Here is a 15,384-nt window from a genome sequence, read left to right as displayed (position 1 = left end):
CGCAACGGCGCGCCTCAGCGCATAATGCCGCCGCTACCGTAGCCTTTCAGGTTGGACTTCTTCATCACCGAGTCATATTGATGCGACATGAGATGCGACTGCACCTGGGCCATGAAGTCCATGATGACCACAACCACGATCAGAAGCGAAGTTCCGCCGAAGAAAAACGGCACGTTCCACGCAACGATCAAGAACTGGGGCATCAAGGAAACCGCAGTGATATACAAGGCACCGAATAAAGTAAGACGAGTCATTACTTTATCGATATAGCGAGCGGTCTGCTCGCCGGGGCGAATGCCCGGCAGGAAGGCGCCTGACTTTTTAAGATTGTCAGCCACATCCTTGGGGTTGAAGACCAGCGCTGTGTAAAAGAAGCAGAAGAATACCACTGCCGCCGCGAAAAGCAAGATGTAAAGCGGTTGGCCGGGGCCTAACGCTTGTGATGCACGCTGCAACCACTCCATTCCTTCGCCAGCACCCACCCACTGACCAATAGAGGCCGGGAAGAGTAAAATACTGGAAGCGAAGATTGCTGGAATAACACCAGCCATATTCACTTTCAAAGGCAGGTAGCTGCTTTGGCCTGCATACATCTTATTGCCGACCTGACGCCTGGGGTAGTTCACTTTCAAGCGGCGTTGACCGCGCTCAATGAACACCACAAACGCAACGGTAGCAATACCTAGCACTGACAGCGCTAACAGCGGAAGAACATTCCAGGCACCTTCATTACGAGCAAGCTCGAACGCTTGCCCAACGGCACTGGGCAGCCCAGCGACAATCCCCGCGAAGATCAGCAGCGAAATACCGTTGCCGATGCCCTTCTCGGTGATCTGCTCACCTAGCCACATCATAAACACCGCACCTGATACAAATGTAATCACGGCGGTGAAAAAGAAGCTGAAGTCAGCGCTGTATGCGATGCCTTGGCTAGCCAGACCGACGGACATACCGGTAGCCTGGACGAAAGCCAGTATCACCGTGCCGTAGCGCGTGTACTGGCTAATCTTGCGGCGGCCAGCCTCACCCTCTTTCTTGAGCTGCTCAAGATGAGGGGAGACCGCAGTCATGAGCTGCATGATAATCGACGCCGAAATGTAGGGCATTATGCCCAGGGCGAGGACGCTCATGCGCTCCAGGGCGCCACCCGAGAACATGTTAAACATGCCTAGGATGGTGCCCTGTTGCTCCCTAAACAAGGCAGCAAGCTGGTCAGGATTGATACCGGGAACGGGAATGTGGGCACCAATACGGTACACCACGATGGCGAGGAGCACGAAGCGCAAACGCGCCCACAGTTCACTCAGACCGCTGCCCATCGCCGGCATATTTCCTGACTTGGCCATTTAGTCCTCTACCTTGCCGCCGGCGGCTTCGATCGCTTCACGGGCACCTTTGGTGACCTTGATACCACGAACGGTAACCGCCTTTTTCAGTTCGCCAGAAAGGATGATCTTCGCATGAAGCGTCGCATCCTTTAGCACGTTGGCTTGCTTCAGGGTTTCCATAGTGACTTCGTCACCGGCAACCTTAGCAAGTTCAGCCAGACGTACTTCTTCAGATACCAATGACTTAGCAGACGTAAAGCCGAACTTCGGCAAACGACGCTGCAATGGCATCTGACCGCCTTCGAAACCAGGCTTGACGCTGCCGCCACTGCGAGATTTCTGACCTTTGTGGCCACGGCCGCCGGTCTTACCAAGACCGGAGCCGATACCACGACCAACGCGCTTTTCAGCGTGTTTGGAGCCCGGTGCCGGGCTCAGGGTATTGAGTTTCATGGATTACTCTCCCTCAACGCGCACAAGGTAGTTAACCTTGTGGATCATGCCGCGTACGGCAGGGGTGTCTTCCAGCTCAACCGTATGACCGATGCGACGCAGACCCAGGCCCTTCATAGTAGCCTTGTGCTTGGGCAAAACGCCGATGGTGCTGCGGATCTGGGTAACCTTGATCGTTGCTGCCATGGTGCCTTACCCCGTGATCGCTTCGACAGACAGACCGCGCTTAGCGGCAATGTCTTCCGGTGCTTGCATGGAGGAGAGACCTTTAACAGTCGCTCGCACCACGTTAACCGGGTTGGTGGAACCGTAGCACTTGGCCAGTACATCATGGACACCAGCGAGCTCTAGTACAGAGCGCATGGCACCGCCAGCGATGATACCGGTACCTTCAGAAGCCGGCTGCATGTACACCTTAGAAGCACCGTGACGGGCTTTTATCGGGTACTGAAGCGTATGGCCTGCAAGGTTAACCTTGACCATGTTGCGACGAGCTTGATCCATCGCTTTCTGGATCGCAACAGGCACTTCACGCGCCTTGCCACGACCAAAACCGACACGACCTTTACCATCACCAACGACGGTCAGCGCGGTGAAGCCGAAAATACGACCACCTTTGACCACCTTGGCGACGCGGTTGACCTGCACTAACTTCTCTTGCAGATCACCGCTTTGCTGTTCGTTCTTCGCCATCGTAAAACCCTTTAGAATTCCAGGCCGCCTTCACGTGCGGCGTCGGCCAGAGCCTTAACGCGACCGTGATACTTAAAGCCAGCACGATCGAAGGCCACCTGGGTGATGCCTGCTTCTTTAGCGCGTTCAGCAATCAGAGCGCCAACCTTAGAGGCGGCTTCTGCGTTGCCAGTCGCACCCTCGCGCAGTGCTTTGTCCAGCGTAGAAGCACTGGCTAGCACTTTGCCACCATCCGGCGAGATAATCTGCGCATAGATGTGACGCGGGGTACGGTTGACGCACAGGCGATACACGCCCAGCTCGCGGATCTTTGCGCGAGCGCGGCGGGCACGACGGAGACGAGATTCTTTCTTCGCGTTCATAACCCTGCCTTACTTCTTCTTGGCTTCTTTGCGACGCACCTGCTCGTCGGCGTACCGAACACCCTTGCCTTTATACGGCTCAGGGGGACGGAAGGCGCGGATTTCCGCGGCGCACTGGCCGAGCATCTGCTTGTCCGCGCTTTTCAGCACGATCACGGTGTTCTTCGGCGTTTCCGCTGAGACACCCTTAGGCAGTTCATAGTCGACCGGGTGCGAGAAGCCCAGTGAAAGATTGAGCGTCTGGCCCTTAGCTTGGGCACGATAACCGACGCCTACAATTTCGAGAGTTTTTGTGAAACCCTCGGATACGCCCGTTACCAGGTTCTGAACCAAGGCGCGGGTAGTACCGGCCATTGCCCAGCTCTTGGCAGACTCACTCGGGGCGAAGGTCAGCTGGCCATCTTCTTGACCAATCACCACGTCCTGGTGAATGGGCATAGATAGCGTGCCCTGGCCGCCTTTGGCGGTCAGCTGGCCAGCGTCGATTTTAACCTCGACACCAGCAGGCACTTTAACCGGATATTTCGCTATGCGGGACATTCCAGCCTCCTAGAATACGGTGCAGATGACTTCGCCACCGACGCCTGCTTGGCGCGCGGCACGATCGGTCATGACACCATTAGAGGTGGTGACAATCGCGATACCCAGACCATCGGCGACCTTAGGCAGGTTGTCTTTGCCCTTGTACTGGCGCAGAGACGGCTTGGAAACCCGTTGAATGTGCTCAATAACCGGCTTACCCTCAAAATACTTGAGAGTAACGGTCAGCTCGGGTTTAACGCCTTCAGCCACCGTAAAGTCGGTAATGTAGCCTTCTTCCTTTAACACGCGGGCCACTTCCACTTTCAGCTTGGAGGACGGCATGGTAGCCGTCTCCTTGGTGGCCATCTGCGCATTGCGGATACGGGTAAACATATCCGCTAGAGTGTCTTGCATGCTCATTTAATGTGCGCTCCTGATGATTCGACGTGACGTTACCAGCTGGACTTTTTCAGACCAGGGACGTCGCCACGCATGGCGGCTTCACGCAGCTTGTTACGGCCAAGGCCGAACTTGTTGTAAAAACCGTGCGGACGGCCAGTCACGCGGCAGCGGTTACGCTGACGCACCGGGCTTGAGTCGCGCGGCAGTTGCTGCAGCTTCAGCGTCGCCTCGAAACGTTCTTCTTCAGAAGCGTTCACGTCCAAGATGATTTTCTTGAGCTCTGCGCGCTTAGCCGCATACTTCTCGACTAGCTGAGTACGCTTGAGCTCGCGCTCTATCATACTTTTCTTAGCCATGATCCAACCCTTATTTCTTAAACGGGAAGTTCAGTGCCGCTAGTAGCGCACGACCTTCCTCGTCGGTGTTGGCGGTAGTAGTGATAGTGACGTCCAGCCCCCGGATGCGATCGATCTTATCATACTCGATCTCCGGGAAGATGATCTGCTCACGCACACCCATTGAGTAATTGCCGCGACCGTCAAAAGACTTCGGATTGAGACCACGGAAGTCACGCACGCGGGGAATCGCAATGTTCACCAAACGGTCCAGGAAGTCCCACATACGCGCTGAGCGCAGTGTTACTTTGACACCGATCGGCCAACCTTCGCGCACCTTGAAGCCCGCGATGGACTTGCGTGCCTTGGTCACCAACGGTTTTTGACCGGAGAGTTTCTCCAGGTCGCCGATGGCATTGTCGATCAACTTTTTATCGCTGACCGCTTCGCCGATACCCATGTTCAGAGTCACTTTCGTGATCCGGGGTACCTGCATTACGTTGGCGTAGCTGAACTGCTCTTTGAGCTGAGCCACGACCTCGTTTTGATAACGTTCTTTCAAGTTCGCCATTTTGCTACCCGACTCGCGTTAGGCGTCGATCTGCGTCTGCGTCGACTTGTAGATACGTACCTTGGTACCGTCTTCCTTAACTTGGAAGCCGACGCGATCCGCCTTACCGGTCTCCGAATTGAAGATGGCTACGTTGGACGCGTGAATCGGAGCCTCACGCTCGACGATACCGCCCTGATTTCCCGCCATGGGATTAGGCTTGGTGTGACGTTTAATCATATTCACACCGGACACCACGAAGCGGTTTTCTAGTACCCGCTTAACAGTGCCACGTTTGCCTTTATCCTTCCCGGCGATGACGATGACTTCATCGTCACGTTTGATCTTTTGCATATCCGCCTCGCTCCTTACAGCACTTCAGGCGCTAGGGAAATGATCTTCATGAACTTCTCATTACGAAGTTCACGAGTTACCGGCCCGAAGATACGCGTGCCGATCGGCTGTTCGTTGGTATTATTCAACAAAACCGCCGCATTTCCATCGAAACGGATCAGCGAACCGTCACTACGACGGACGCCACTACGGGTGCGAACGACTACCGCTTTCAGCACTTGGCCTTTTTTGACCTTACCGCGCGGAATCGCTTCCTTCACCGTTACCTTAATGACGTCACCAACGCGAGCGTAGCGACGGTGTGAACCGCCTAACACCTTGATGCATTGCACCCGGCGCGCTCCGCTGTTGTCGGCGACATCCAGCATTGTCTGAGTCTGAATCATCGGTTTTCTCCAAACCTAATCTGACTGCACTGATCGGCAGACTTTAGGTATTAACCCTTAGCCTGCTCAACCACCTCGACCAGCGTCCAAGCTTTCTTCTTGGAAAGCGGACGGCACTCCTGAATGGAAACCGTATCGCCTGCCTTAGCCTGGTTCGCCTCATCATGGGCGTGCAGCTTGGTGGAGCGCTTGACGTATTTTCCGTAGATCGGGTGACGCTCACGACGCTCGATCATAACGACGATGGATTTATCCATCTTATCGCTCACCACCTTGCCGGTGAGCGTACGTGTTTTTTTCTCTTCGGCCATCTTATTCACCTGCCTTCTCGTTGAGCATAGTCTTCACACGGGCGATATCCCGGCGGACCTGCTTGAGCAGATGAGTCTGGCTCAGTTGGCCAGTGGCCTTCTGCATGCGCAGGTTAAACTGCTCGCGGAGTAGCTCGAGGAGTTGCTCTTGCAGCTCTCCTACGGACTTTTCACGAATTTCCTGGGCTTTCATCACATCACCGTCCGTTTAGCAAAGGTGGTGGACAAGGGCATCTTCTGTGCGGCCAATTCAAATGCTTCACGGGCCAGCTCTTCGGATACACCTTCAATTTCGTACAGGACCCGACCCGGTTGGATCTGGGCTACCCAGTACTCAACGGAACCTTTACCTTTACCCATACGAACTTCGAGCGGCTTCTTGGAAATCGGCTTATCAGGGAAGACGCGGATCCAAATTTTACCGCCACGTTTAACGTGACGTGTGATCGCACGACGGCCTGCTTCGATCTGGCGCGCAGTGATGCGGCCACGACCCGTTGCTTTGAGACCGTACTCCCCGAAGCTGATTTTGCTTCCGCGATGCGCCAGGCCACGGTTGCGGCCTTTCATCATCTTACGGAATTTCATACGCTTGGGCTGTAACATCGACTCGCTCTCCCCTTACCTGGAACCTTTCTTCTTGGGCGCGTTGCCGGCAGGCTGCTGTTGCTTAGCCTTGGCACGTACTTCCTCAATACCACCGAGGATTTCACCCTTGAAGATCCACACTTTGACGCCGATGACGCCGTAGGTGGTGTGAGCTTCGTAAGTGGCGTAGTCGATATCCGCACGCAACGTGTGCAACGGAACGCGACCTTCGCGGTACCATTCGGTACGTGCGATTTCGGCACCACCCAGACGACCTGACAGCTGAATCTTAATGCCGCCAGCGCCAAGACGCATTGCGTTCTGTACCGCGCGCTTCATAGCACGACGGAACATAACGCGACGCTCAAGCTGACCCGCTACGTTAGCAGCGACTAGCTTGGCATCCAGCTCCGGCTTGCGAACTTCTTCGATGTTCACATGAACCGGAACACCCATCATCTCGGTTAGATCGCGACGTAAACGGTCGACATCTTCACCTTTTTTGCCAATCACGATACCCGGACGGGCAGTGTGAATGGTGATGCGGGCATTGTTAGCCGGACGCTCGATGTGAATGCGGCTTACGGAAGCGTTCTTTAAACGCTGATCCAGGAAGCTGCGCACTTCGAGATCATTATTGAGCTTATCGGCATAAGCGCCGCGCTCGGCATACCAGACAGAAGCATGGTCTTTGACGATGCCCAGTCGAATGCCTGTTGGATTGACTTTCTGACCCATCTGGTCGACTCCTACTTCTCGGCTACCTTGACGGTGATGTGGCAGGTGCGCTTCAAGATACGATCCGCACGGCCTTTGGCGCGCGGCTTGATACGCTTGAGCGTCACGCCCTCATCGACACAGATGGTCGAGACACGCAGCTCGTCGATGTCCATGCCGTTATTTTCTTCCGCATTCGCGATGGCGGACTGAAGCACTTTCTTGACCAGTTTGGCAGCCTTCTTCGGTGAGAAGGTCAGCAGGTCAATAGCTTCGGCGACCGGTTTACCGCGCACCTGGTCAGCCACCAAACGGGCCTTCTGTGCGGATAAAGCAGCGCCACTCAGCTTAGCTGTGACTTCCATCTCTTAATCCTCTCTGGCTTACCGTTTGGCTTTCTTGTCCGCAGCATGCCCGCGATATGTGCGAGTAGCAGCGAATTCGCCAAGTTTATGACCCACCATTTCCTCGGAGACGTGCACCGGGACATGCTGGCGTCCGTTATGGACCGCAATAGTCAGACCTACCATGTTGGGCAGGATCATCGAACGACGCGACCAAGTCTTGATTGGTTTGCGATCGTTCTTCTCCACTGCAGCCTCTACCTTCTTCAAAAGATGAAGGTCAATGAAGGGACCTTTCTTTAGTGAACGTGGCACAGCCGTTACCTCTTAAGTTCTTGGCAATTTCGATTAACGCGTCTTGTTACGACGACGGATAATCAGCTTGTCGGTGCGCTTGTTCTTACGCGTCTTGTGACCCTTAGTCGGCACACCCCATGGGGATACCGGGTGACGACCACCACTGGTGCGGCCTTCACCACCACCGTGCGGGTGATCCACCGGGTTCATCGCGACACCGCGAACAGTCGGACGCACGCCTCTCCAGCGCTTCGCACCGGCCTTGCCAAGTTGACGCAGGCTGTGCTCGGAGTTGCTCACTTCGCCCAGAGTTGCGCGGCACTCAGCCAACACTTTACGCATTTCGCCAGAGCGAAGACGCAAGGTGGCGTAGTTACCTTCACGAGCAACCAGCTGAGCGCTAGTACCGGCACTGCGAGCAATCTGCGCGCCTTTACCCGGCTTCAGTTCGATACCGTGAACGGTAGAACCAAGCGGAATATTGCGCAGCGGCAAAGCATTGCCTTTTTTGATGGGCGCGTTAACACCAGATTCCAGCACGTCACCCGCGCTGACACCTTTCGGTGCAATGATGTAACGACGCTCACCATCTGCATATTTCAGTAGTGCAATATGCGCACTACGGTTCGGATCGTGCTCAAGACGCTCAACGGTGGCTGGAATGCCATCTTTGGTGCGTTTGAAGTCGATCAACCGGTAGTGTTGACGGTGACCACCGCCCACGTGGCGGGTGGTGATGCGACCGTAGTTGTTACGGCCACCGGACTTGGACTGTTTCTCCAAAAGCGGTGCATAAGCACGACCTTTGTACAGTTCCTCACCAACGATCTTAACGACGTGGCGACGACCGGCGGATGTGGGTTTGGTCTTGACGATTGCCATTATCCGTACTCCTGCCCTTATTCGGCGCCAGAGAAGTCTTCGAGCGTTTCACCCGCAGCCAGGGTCACATACGCTTTGCGGTAACCCTTACGCAGGCCAACGCCGTGAGCAGTACGCTTAGTTTTCCCCTTCACGTTCAATACTTGAACGCTGCCGACCTTCTTGCCGAACAATGCTTCAACGGCTTTCTTGATCTCGGGTTTGGTAGCATCAGATGCCACCTTGAAAACGTACTGGTTGCGCTCGGCTGCCATCGCGGCCTTTTCGGTCACGTGCGGTCCAAGCAGAACCTTAAATACGCGCTCCTGGTTCATGCCAGCTTCTCCTCGAATTTACGCAGGGCGGAGACGGTGACCAGAACCTTATCAAAGGCTACTAGGCTCACCGGATCAGCTGCAGCGACATCCACCACGTCAACGTGGGGAAGGTTGCGTGCGGCCAGATAGAGCTTCTCGTCAATTTCTTCGGTGACGATCAACACTTTCTCAAGGTTGAGCTCTTTCAGCTTGGCAGCTACCTGCTTGGTCTTCGGCGCTTCAACGCTAAACTCTTCAACAGCGACAAGACGCTCTTGACGTACGAGTTCAGACAGGATGGAACGCATCGCCGCACGGTACATTTTGCGGTTTACTTTCTGGCTATGGTCCTGAGGACGCGCCGCGAAAGTTACGCCGCCGCTGCGCCATAGCGGAGAGCGGATAGTACCGGCACGTGCACGACCGGTACCCTTCTGACGCCACGGCTTCTTACCACCACCACGTACGTCGGAACGGTTCTTTTGAGCGCGGGTACCTTGACGGCCACCAGCCAAATAGGCGGTTACCACCTGGTGAACCAGCGCTTCGTTGAATTCTTTGCCAAAAGTGGCATCGGCTACTTCAACGGTACCCGTGCCTGCAGCAAGATTCAGATTCATTGGTAATTATCCCCTTCAGCGAGCTTTCACGGCGCTGCGAACGATAACATCGCTACCGGTCGCGCCCGGAACAGCACCTTTGATCAGCAGCAGGTTACGCTCGGCGTCGACACGGACGATCTCAAGGCTCTGCACGGTGCAACGGGCATTACCCATTTGACCGGCCATTTTCTTGCCTTTAAATACGCGACCCGGAGTCTGACACATGCCGATAGAGCCCGGCGCGCGGTGCGACAGGGAGTTACCATGCGTGTTGTCTTGGGTACGGAAATTCCAGCGCTTAACAGCACCCTGGAAGCCTTTACCCTTAGAGGTGCCGGTCACGTCAATCATTTGACCAGCTTCGAAGAGGGATACGGTGAGTTCGCCACCCACTTCCGGAGATTCTTCGCCTTCTGCAAGACGGAATTCCATCAGTGAACGACCAGCCTCAACACCCGCCTTGGCAAACTGACCAGCTTGCGCTTTGGTGAGGTGCTTAGCTTTACGAGAACCTGTGGTGACCTGAACCGCTGCGTAACCGTCAGACTCAAGAGTCTTAACGCGCGTTACACGGTTAGGATCAACTTCAATAACGGTCACGGGCACGGAAGCGCCATCTTCGGTAAAGACACGGGTCATCCCGGCCTTTTTACCGACTAAACCGATAGTCATACTCAGTCTCCTATAGTGTACGGGGCTATCACCCGCTATGGCTGCCCTTTCCAGAGCATTCCACTAGCACATTGTGTGGCGCCTCACGGCGCGGCGGCTGCTGCTCATTCTAAAAATTAATGAGCGCTGGGCCGCAAGTGTCTAGTGTAATTAGTCGAGCTTGATTTGCACGTCTACGCCAGCGGCGAGATCGAGCTTCATCAGCGCATCAACAGTTTTCTCGGTTGGCTCAACAATATCGAGCACACGCTTGTGCGTACGAATCTCATACTGGTCACGCGCATCTTTGTTGACGTGCGGCGAAATCAGGATGGTGTAACGCTCGCGGTTGGTCGGCAGCGGGATCGGACCACGAACCTGAGCACCAGTACGCTTAGCGGTTTCAACGATTTCCGCTGTGGACTGATCAATCAGGCGATGGTCGAACGCTTTCAACCGAATGCGAATCTTTTGGTTCTGCATTTGCCCTAAACTCCAATGGATGTCGACGGCGCGAGCCGTCTACCCACGCATTCAAAGGATGCGCATTATAGGCACGCCAAAAGCCCATGTCAAACATTTGCTATTGGTGCGCAGAAAAGGGGGCTCGCAAGAGCCCCCTTGATCAATCAATCAAGCAAGCTTACTTGACGATTTTTGCAACAACGCCAGCACCAACGGTACGACCGCCTTCGCGAATTGCGAAGCGCAGACCGTCGTCCATAGCGATCGGAGCGATCAGGGTAACAACCATCTTAACGTTGTCGCCCGGCATAACCATTTCAACACCTTCCGGCAGTTCACAAGTACCAGTTACGTCAGTGGTACGGAAGTAGAACTGGGGACGGTAGCCTTTGAAGAAAGGTGTGTGACGACCACCCTCTTCTTTGGACAGTACATAAACTTCTGCTTCGAAGGTGGTGTGCGGGTTGATGGTGCCCGGCTTAGCCAGAACCTGGCCACGCTCGACGTCATCACGCTTAGTACCACGCAGCAGGGCGCCAACGTTCTCACCTGCACGACCTTCGTCGAGCAGCTTACGGAACATTTCAACACCGGTAACGATGGTTTTAGTGGTGTCGCGGATACCCACGATTTCCACTTCTTCGCCTGCTTTAACGATACCGCGCTCTACACGACCGGTAACAACAGTACCGCGGCCAGAGATAGAGAACACGTCTTCGATCGGCATCAGGAACGGCTGGTCGATAGCACGCTCCGGCTCAGGAATGTACTGATCCAGAGCTTTGATCAGATTCGCAACAGCAGTAGTACCCATGCCGTTCTCATCTTCACCATTCAGAGCCATCAGCGCAGAACCAGTGATGATCGGCGTGTCGTCACCCGGGAAGTCGTACTCGTCGAGGAGTTCACGAACTTCCATCTCAACCAGCTCAAGCAGCTCTTCGTCATCGACCATGTCCGCTTTGTTCAGGAACACAACGATGAACGGAACGCCAACCTGACGAGACAACAGGATGTGCTCACGCGTCTGCGGCATCGGGCCGTCAGCAGCAGAACATACCAGGATTGCGCCATCCATCTGCGCAGCACCGGTGATCATGTTCTTGACGTAGTCAGCGTGTCCTGGGCAGTCAACGTGCGCGTAGTGGCGCTCTTCAGACTGATACTCAACGTGAGACGTAGCGATGGTGATACCGCGCTCGCGCTCTTCAGGAGCGTTATCGATGGTATCAAACTCACGCCAGTCGCCGCCGAAAACCTCAGCAGACACACGGGTTAGGGCCGCTGTCAGGGTCGTTTTACCGTGGTCGACGTGACCGATGGTGCCGACGTTGACGTGCGGTTTGGAACGTTCAAATTTTTCCTTAGCCACTGCTATAACCTCTTTACGTTAGCTAACGGTTAACCGTTTTGATTGATGACGGCTTCAACGACGCTGGAGGGCGCCTCCTCGTACTTCGCGAACTCCATAGAGTAGCTCGCGCGGCCCTGGGTTTGTGAGCGCAGATCGGTTGCATAACCGAACATCTCACCCAGTGGCACCGTTGCACGAATGACTTTACCAGAAGAGGAGTCATCCATACCCTGCACCAGACCGCGACGACGGCTCAGGTCGCCCATGACGTCACCCATAAACTCTTCGGGGGTCACGATTTCGACCTTCATCACCGGCTCCAGCAGCACGGCCTTGGCCTTCCTGGCACCTTCTTTCACTGCCATAGAAGAAGCAATCTTGAACGCAGTCTCGTTAGAGTCCACGTCGTGGAAGGAACCATCAAACAGCGTTACTTTAACGTCGATCATCGGGTAACCCGCGATGACACCGTTTTTGAGCTGTTCGTAGGCACCCTTCTCAACCGCAGGCACGTATTCCTTGGGAACCGCACCACCTACGATTTCAGAGTTGAACTTGAAGAACAGTTCGTCTTCGCCTTCACCCTTTTCTGCACCAGTCAGCGGCTCAATGCGCAGCCAAACGTGACCATACTGACCACGACCACCCGACTGACGTACAAACTTACCTTCCTGCTCAACACTACCGCGAATAGTTTCACGATAGGCGACCTGAGGCTTACCGATATTGGCTTCAACCTTGAACTCGCGACGCATACGGTCAACGATAATATCTAGGTGCAGCTCACCCATACCAGAAATGATGGTCTGGCCGGTTTCTTCGTCGGTCTTCACCTGGAAGGAAGGATCTTCCTGGGCCAATTTACCCAGTGCGATACCCATCTTTTCCTGATCAGCCTTCGACTTCGGCTCAACAGCTACCGAGATAACCGGATCCGGGAATTCCATGCGCTCGAGAACAATCTTGTTATCGATATCGCACAGGGTGTCGCCCGTGGTCACGTCTTTCAGACCGATACACGCCGCGATGTCACCCGCCAGAATTTCTTTAATCTCTTCGCGTGAGTTGGCGTGCATCTGAACGATACGACCAACACGCTCTTTCTTCTGCTTAACGGAGTTATAAACACCGTCACCAGATTTAAGAACGCCTGAATAGACGCGGATAAAGGTCAAGGTACCAACGAAGGGGTCGGTAGCGATCTTAAACGCCAACGCCGCGAACGGAGCATTATCATCGGCTACACGCGTATCGATGGTACCGTCTTTATCGTCCAGCTCACCTTCGATCGCCTTAACTTCCGTCGGCGAAGGCATGTATTCGATAATGCCGTCGAGCACTGCCTGAACACCTTTGTTCTTAAATGCAGAACCACAGGTCACCAGAACAATGTCGTTGGCTAGCGTACGCGCGCGAAGACCAGCTTTGATCTCTTCAACCGTAAGCTCACCGCCTTCCAAGTACTTGTCCATCAGCTCTTCAGAGCCTTCGGCAGCAGCTTCGACCATTTGCTCGCGATATTTTTCAGCAGTTTCTTGCAGCTCTGCCGGAATATCAACAAGATCAAAATTCATACCCAGACTAGCCTCATCCCATAGGATGGCCTTCATCTGAATCAGGTCGATAACGCCCTTAAAGTCTTCCTCTGTACCCCAGTTAATCTGGATCGGCACAGCGTTAGCACCTAGGCGCTCCTTCAACTGGTCAACAACCATGAAGAAATCAGCGCCAGTACGGTCCATCTTATTGACGAAGACCATACGCGGAACTTCATACTTATTGGCCTGACGCCAAACAGTTTCGGTCTGCGGCTGAACGCCGGAAGAGCCACACAGTACAACGACAGCACCATCAAGAACACGCAGAGAACGCTCAACTTCGATAGTGAAGTCAACGTGCCCAGGCGTATCAATGATATTGATGCGATGCTCGTCAAACTGCTTGCTCATACCCTGCCAGAAGGTGGTTACAGCAGCAGAGGTGATAGTAATACCACGCTCCTGCTCCTGCTCCATCCAGTCTGTCGTCGCAGCACCGTCGTGGACTTCACCCACTTTGTGGGAAAGACCGGTATAGAACAGTACGCGCTCTGTTGTCGTGGTTTTACCCGCGTCAACGTGAGCGACGATACCGATATTGCGATAACGATTAAGTGGAGTCTTGCGTGCCACGGTGAAGCTCCCGTTAGTTGGCGATGCTCGTTAATTCAGCAGTGTTCATTTTGCGTATTCCACTGCCGCCATCAACAAAGATAGCGGCAGCGTGTTGCAGCATGGCGAAAGAACTCTTTAGCGCAGCACAACCAACAAAACCAAACACAAACTCAGAAACGCCGAGTTTAGAAACGATAGTGAGAGAAGGCCTTGTTGGCTTCTGCCATACGGTGCACATCTTCACGCTTCTTAACAGCCGAGCCTTTGCCTTCAGCGGCATCCAGCATTTCACCTGCCAGGCGCTGAACCATCGTTTTCTCACCGCGGCGACGCGCAGCGTCCACCAACCAGCGCATTGCTAGGGCTTGGCGACGCGAAGGGCGAACTTCGACCGGCACCTGATAGGTCGCACCACCAACGCGGCGCGACTTTACTTCGACCATTGGCTGGATGGTTTCCAGCGCTTTGTCGAAGATTTCCAGCGGCTCTTCATTACTACGCTCGGCAACCTTGTCCAACGCACCGTAAACGATGCGCTCAGCTATGGACTTCTTGCCGCTGACCATCAGGTGGTTCATGAACTTCGCCAGACGCTCACTTCCGAACTTAGGATCCGGCAGGATTTCGCGTTTAGCTACAACTCTTCTTCTAGGCATGATAAGCCCTCAATTAAGGATCCTTCAGGTAAACCCGGGACCAATTGCGCTAGTAGCGCCGCCCGACCTTACTCTTATCAGACCGTCATATTCGTATTAAGGTAACAACGCAAGCGTCTTAAGACGCTGCAACAAGACGCCTTAGGACTTCGGACGCTTGGTACCGTACTTAGAACGACCCTGCTTACGGTTCTGTACGCCAGAGGTGTCAAGGGCGCCACGAACGGTGTGATAACGCACACCTGGCAAATCCTTTACACGACCGCCGCGAATCAGAACAACAGAGTGCTCTTGCAGGTTGTGACCTTCACCACCGATGTAAGAAGAGACTTCGAAACCGTTGGTAAGGCGCACACGGCAAACCTTACGCAGGGCCGAGTTCGGCTTCTTAGGGGTAGTAGTATAAACGCGCGTACAAACGCCACGTTTCTGCGGGCATGCCTGTAGCGCAGGTACGTCACTCTTAGTGACGGGGCGCTTACGCGGCTTGCGCACTAGCTGATTAATCGTTGCCATGGTGTTTAGCTGACTCCAATGGTTGCCTGGCCTTTCAACAAATACTAGCAGCAGGTGCGGGCGCACCCACCCCACTGTTAAAGGCTGCGCATTCTAAAGGCTGACCCTAGGTGGCGTCAAGTCTTGCTGGCGGTTTAACCAGCAAGACGGTGCCATAAGGGCCAGCG

26 protein-coding genes are annotated in these 15,384 nt (G+C 54.5%); all 26 read right to left on the bottom strand.

Going from position 1 to position 15,384, the window contains the following annotated elements; all coding sequences use genetic code 11:
* Nucleotides 1–14: 14 nt before the first annotated feature.
* The gene (gene secY / locus NF683_RS08165; protein WP_038480406.1) at nt 15–1,346 is read right to left on the bottom strand and encodes a preprotein translocase subunit SecY; all 1,332 of its coding nucleotides are present in this window, start codon (nt 1,344–1,346) and stop codon (nt 15–17) included.
* Nucleotides 1,347–1,781: a 50S ribosomal protein L15 gene (gene rplO, locus NF683_RS08160; RefSeq protein ID WP_038480402.1), complete on the bottom strand. Its 435-nt coding sequence runs from the start codon at nt 1,779–1,781 to the stop codon at nt 1,347–1,349.
* A gap of 3 nt (nt 1,782–1,784) precedes the next feature.
* Complete coding sequence (gene rpmD, locus NF683_RS08155; protein WP_009723888.1) at nt 1,785–1,967, bottom strand: 50S ribosomal protein L30; 183 nt, start codon at nt 1,965–1,967, stop codon at nt 1,785–1,787.
* A gap of 6 nt (nt 1,968–1,973) precedes the next feature.
* Complete coding sequence (gene rpsE / locus NF683_RS08150) at nt 1,974–2,474, bottom strand: 30S ribosomal protein S5 (RefSeq protein ID WP_009723889.1); 501 nt, start codon at nt 2,472–2,474, stop codon at nt 1,974–1,976.
* An 11-nt stretch (nt 2,475–2,485) separates the two neighbouring features.
* The gene (rplR, locus tag NF683_RS08145; RefSeq protein WP_009723890.1) at nt 2,486–2,836 is read right to left on the bottom strand and encodes a 50S ribosomal protein L18; all 351 of its coding nucleotides are present in this window, start codon (nt 2,834–2,836) and stop codon (nt 2,486–2,488) included.
* Between the two features lie 9 nt (nt 2,837–2,845).
* Complete coding sequence (gene rplF, locus NF683_RS08140; RefSeq protein WP_253921700.1) at nt 2,846–3,376, bottom strand: 50S ribosomal protein L6; 531 nt, start codon at nt 3,374–3,376, stop codon at nt 2,846–2,848.
* A gap of 9 nt (nt 3,377–3,385) precedes the next feature.
* Nucleotides 3,386–3,778 carry a 30S ribosomal protein S8 gene (rpsH, locus tag NF683_RS08135; RefSeq protein WP_009723892.1) on the bottom strand — a complete coding sequence of 131 codons (393 nt, stop codon included), beginning with the start codon at nt 3,776–3,778 and terminating at the stop codon, nt 3,386–3,388.
* A gap of 32 nt (nt 3,779–3,810) precedes the next feature.
* Nucleotides 3,811–4,116 carry a 30S ribosomal protein S14 gene (gene rpsN, locus NF683_RS08130; RefSeq protein WP_038480396.1) on the bottom strand — a complete coding sequence of 102 codons (306 nt, stop codon included), beginning with the start codon at nt 4,114–4,116 and terminating at the stop codon, nt 3,811–3,813.
* A gap of 10 nt (nt 4,117–4,126) precedes the next feature.
* Nucleotides 4,127–4,666 carry a 50S ribosomal protein L5 gene (gene rplE / locus NF683_RS08125; RefSeq protein ID WP_009723894.1) on the bottom strand — a complete coding sequence of 180 codons (540 nt, stop codon included), beginning with the start codon at nt 4,664–4,666 and terminating at the stop codon, nt 4,127–4,129.
* Between the two features lie 18 nt (nt 4,667–4,684).
* Nucleotides 4,685–4,999 carry a 50S ribosomal protein L24 gene (gene rplX / locus NF683_RS08120; protein ID WP_009723895.1) on the bottom strand — a complete coding sequence of 105 codons (315 nt, stop codon included), beginning with the start codon at nt 4,997–4,999 and terminating at the stop codon, nt 4,685–4,687.
* Nucleotides 5,000–5,013: 14 nt separating this feature from the next.
* On the bottom strand, nt 5,014–5,385 hold the full coding sequence (gene rplN, locus NF683_RS08115; protein ID WP_009723896.1) for a 50S ribosomal protein L14: 372 nt from the start codon (nt 5,383–5,385) through the stop codon (nt 5,014–5,016).
* Nucleotides 5,386–5,435: 50 nt separating this feature from the next.
* A complete protein-coding gene (gene rpsQ, locus NF683_RS08110; protein WP_009723897.1) occupies nt 5,436–5,696 on the bottom strand; it encodes a 30S ribosomal protein S17 in 261 nt (86 codons plus the stop codon).
* A 1-nt stretch (nt 5,697) separates the two neighbouring features.
* On the bottom strand, nt 5,698–5,889 hold the full coding sequence (gene rpmC / locus NF683_RS08105) for a 50S ribosomal protein L29 (protein WP_009723898.1): 192 nt from the start codon (nt 5,887–5,889) through the stop codon (nt 5,698–5,700).
* Nucleotides 5,889–6,302, bottom strand: coding sequence for a 50S ribosomal protein L16 (gene rplP / locus NF683_RS08100; RefSeq protein ID WP_007112000.1), 414 nt, complete (start codon nt 6,300–6,302; stop codon nt 5,889–5,891). Before rplP ends, rpmC begins: the two co-directional genes overlap by 1 nt.
* Nucleotides 6,303–6,317: 15 nt before the next feature.
* The gene (rpsC, locus tag NF683_RS08095) at nt 6,318–7,022 is read right to left on the bottom strand and encodes a 30S ribosomal protein S3 (protein WP_038480389.1); all 705 of its coding nucleotides are present in this window, start codon (nt 7,020–7,022) and stop codon (nt 6,318–6,320) included.
* An 11-nt stretch (nt 7,023–7,033) separates the two neighbouring features.
* Complete coding sequence (gene rplV, locus NF683_RS08090) at nt 7,034–7,366, bottom strand: 50S ribosomal protein L22 (RefSeq protein ID WP_038480386.1); 333 nt, start codon at nt 7,364–7,366, stop codon at nt 7,034–7,036.
* Nucleotides 7,367–7,384: 18 nt separating this feature from the next.
* Nucleotides 7,385–7,660 (bottom strand): 30S ribosomal protein S19, encoded by a 276-nt coding sequence (gene rpsS, locus NF683_RS08085; protein WP_009098993.1) that lies wholly within the window; start codon nt 7,658–7,660, stop codon nt 7,385–7,387.
* 33 nt (nt 7,661–7,693) lie between these two features.
* Entirely contained in the window at nt 7,694–8,524 is an 831-nt protein-coding gene (gene rplB / locus NF683_RS08080; RefSeq protein WP_009723901.1) for a 50S ribosomal protein L2, read from the bottom strand.
* A gap of 17 nt (nt 8,525–8,541) precedes the next feature.
* Nucleotides 8,542–8,838: a 50S ribosomal protein L23 gene (gene rplW / locus NF683_RS08075; protein WP_009723902.1), complete on the bottom strand. Its 297-nt coding sequence runs from the start codon at nt 8,836–8,838 to the stop codon at nt 8,542–8,544.
* On the bottom strand, nt 8,835–9,440 hold the full coding sequence (gene rplD / locus NF683_RS08070) for a 50S ribosomal protein L4 (RefSeq protein ID WP_038480381.1): 606 nt from the start codon (nt 9,438–9,440) through the stop codon (nt 8,835–8,837). Before rplD ends, rplW begins: the two co-directional genes overlap by 4 nt.
* 15 nt (nt 9,441–9,455) lie before the next feature.
* A complete protein-coding gene (gene rplC, locus NF683_RS08065) occupies nt 9,456–10,094 on the bottom strand; it encodes a 50S ribosomal protein L3 (RefSeq protein ID WP_009723904.1) in 639 nt (212 codons plus the stop codon).
* A 150-nt stretch (nt 10,095–10,244) separates the two neighbouring features.
* A complete protein-coding gene (gene rpsJ, locus NF683_RS08060) occupies nt 10,245–10,556 on the bottom strand; it encodes a 30S ribosomal protein S10 (RefSeq protein WP_009098983.1) in 312 nt (103 codons plus the stop codon).
* A gap of 160 nt (nt 10,557–10,716) precedes the next feature.
* Nucleotides 10,717–11,910, bottom strand: coding sequence for an elongation factor Tu (gene tuf, locus NF683_RS08055; RefSeq protein WP_253921699.1), 1,194 nt, complete (start codon nt 11,908–11,910; stop codon nt 10,717–10,719).
* A gap of 29 nt (nt 11,911–11,939) precedes the next feature.
* Complete coding sequence (fusA, locus tag NF683_RS08050) at nt 11,940–14,063, bottom strand: elongation factor G (RefSeq protein WP_253921698.1); 2,124 nt, start codon at nt 14,061–14,063, stop codon at nt 11,940–11,942.
* 167 nt (nt 14,064–14,230) lie between these two features.
* A complete protein-coding gene (gene rpsG / locus NF683_RS08045; RefSeq protein ID WP_009098975.1) occupies nt 14,231–14,701 on the bottom strand; it encodes a 30S ribosomal protein S7 in 471 nt (156 codons plus the stop codon).
* 141 nt (nt 14,702–14,842) lie between these two features.
* Nucleotides 14,843–15,217, bottom strand: a complete 375-nt coding sequence (gene rpsL / locus NF683_RS08040) for a 30S ribosomal protein S12 (protein ID WP_009098973.1) — start codon at nt 15,215–15,217, stop codon at nt 14,843–14,845.
* Nucleotides 15,218–15,384 lie beyond the last annotated feature (167 nt).

Origin of the sequence: Halomonas sp. MS1 (assembly GCF_024182575.1) — a bacterium.
In the GTDB taxonomy this organism is placed as follows: domain Bacteria; phylum Pseudomonadota; class Gammaproteobacteria; order Pseudomonadales; family Halomonadaceae; genus Vreelandella.
The sequence above is the reverse complement of the archived record's forward strand: the minus strand, read 5'-3'. Positions and strand labels throughout refer to the sequence as shown.

What these genes read in the sequence shown, in the direction of transcription:
- secY (WP_038480406.1), bottom strand. Translation starts at nt 1,346, where the DNA reads ATGGCCAAGTCAGGAAATATGCCGGCGATGGGCAGCGGTCTGAGTGAA.
- rplO (WP_038480402.1), bottom strand. Translation starts at nt 1,781, where the DNA reads ATGAAACTCAATACCCTGAGCCCGGCACCGGGCTCCAAACACGCTGAA.
- rpmD (WP_009723888.1), bottom strand. Translation starts at nt 1,967, where the DNA reads ATGGCAGCAACGATCAAGGTTACCCAGATCCGCAGCACCATCGGCGTT.
- rpsE (WP_009723889.1), bottom strand. Translation starts at nt 2,474, where the DNA reads ATGGCGAAGAACGAACAGCAAAGCGGTGATCTGCAAGAGAAGTTAGTG.
- rplR (WP_009723890.1), bottom strand. Translation starts at nt 2,836, where the DNA reads ATGAACGCGAAGAAAGAATCTCGTCTCCGTCGTGCCCGCCGCGCTCGC.
- rplF (WP_253921700.1), bottom strand. Translation starts at nt 3,376, where the DNA reads ATGTCCCGCATAGCGAAATATCCGGTTAAAGTGCCTGCTGGTGTCGAG.
- rpsH (WP_009723892.1), bottom strand. Translation starts at nt 3,778, where the DNA reads ATGAGCATGCAAGACACTCTAGCGGATATGTTTACCCGTATCCGCAAT.
- rpsN (WP_038480396.1), bottom strand. Translation starts at nt 4,116, where the DNA reads ATGGCTAAGAAAAGTATGATAGAGCGCGAGCTCAAGCGTACTCAGCTA.
- rplE (WP_009723894.1), bottom strand. Translation starts at nt 4,666, where the DNA reads ATGGCGAACTTGAAAGAACGTTATCAAAACGAGGTCGTGGCTCAGCTC.
- rplX (WP_009723895.1), bottom strand. Translation starts at nt 4,999, where the DNA reads ATGCAAAAGATCAAACGTGACGATGAAGTCATCGTCATCGCCGGGAAG.
- rplN (WP_009723896.1), bottom strand. Translation starts at nt 5,385, where the DNA reads ATGATTCAGACTCAGACAATGCTGGATGTCGCCGACAACAGCGGAGCG.
- rpsQ (WP_009723897.1), bottom strand. Translation starts at nt 5,696, where the DNA reads ATGGCCGAAGAGAAAAAAACACGTACGCTCACCGGCAAGGTGGTGAGC.
- rpmC (WP_009723898.1), bottom strand. Translation starts at nt 5,889, where the DNA reads ATGAAAGCCCAGGAAATTCGTGAAAAGTCCGTAGGAGAGCTGCAAGAG.
- rplP (WP_007112000.1), bottom strand. Translation starts at nt 6,302, where the DNA reads ATGTTACAGCCCAAGCGTATGAAATTCCGTAAGATGATGAAAGGCCGC.
- rpsC (WP_038480389.1), bottom strand. Translation starts at nt 7,022, where the DNA reads ATGGGTCAGAAAGTCAATCCAACAGGCATTCGACTGGGCATCGTCAAA.
- rplV (WP_038480386.1), bottom strand. Translation starts at nt 7,366, where the DNA reads ATGGAAGTCACAGCTAAGCTGAGTGGCGCTGCTTTATCCGCACAGAAG.
- rplB (WP_009723901.1), bottom strand. Translation starts at nt 8,524, where the DNA reads ATGGCAATCGTCAAGACCAAACCCACATCCGCCGGTCGTCGCCACGTC.
- rplW (WP_009723902.1), bottom strand. Translation starts at nt 8,838, where the DNA reads ATGAACCAGGAGCGCGTATTTAAGGTTCTGCTTGGACCGCACGTGACC.
- rplD (WP_038480381.1), bottom strand. Translation starts at nt 9,440, where the DNA reads ATGAATCTGAATCTTGCTGCAGGCACGGGTACCGTTGAAGTAGCCGAT.
- rplC (WP_009723904.1), bottom strand. Translation starts at nt 10,094, where the DNA reads ATGACTATCGGTTTAGTCGGTAAAAAGGCCGGGATGACCCGTGTCTTT.
- rpsJ (WP_009098983.1), bottom strand. Translation starts at nt 10,556, where the DNA reads ATGCAGAACCAAAAGATTCGCATTCGGTTGAAAGCGTTCGACCATCGC.
- rpsG (WP_009098975.1), bottom strand. Translation starts at nt 14,701, where the DNA reads ATGCCTAGAAGAAGAGTTGTAGCTAAACGCGAAATCCTGCCGGATCCT.
- rpsL (WP_009098973.1), bottom strand. Translation starts at nt 15,217, where the DNA reads ATGGCAACGATTAATCAGCTAGTGCGCAAGCCGCGTAAGCGCCCCGTC.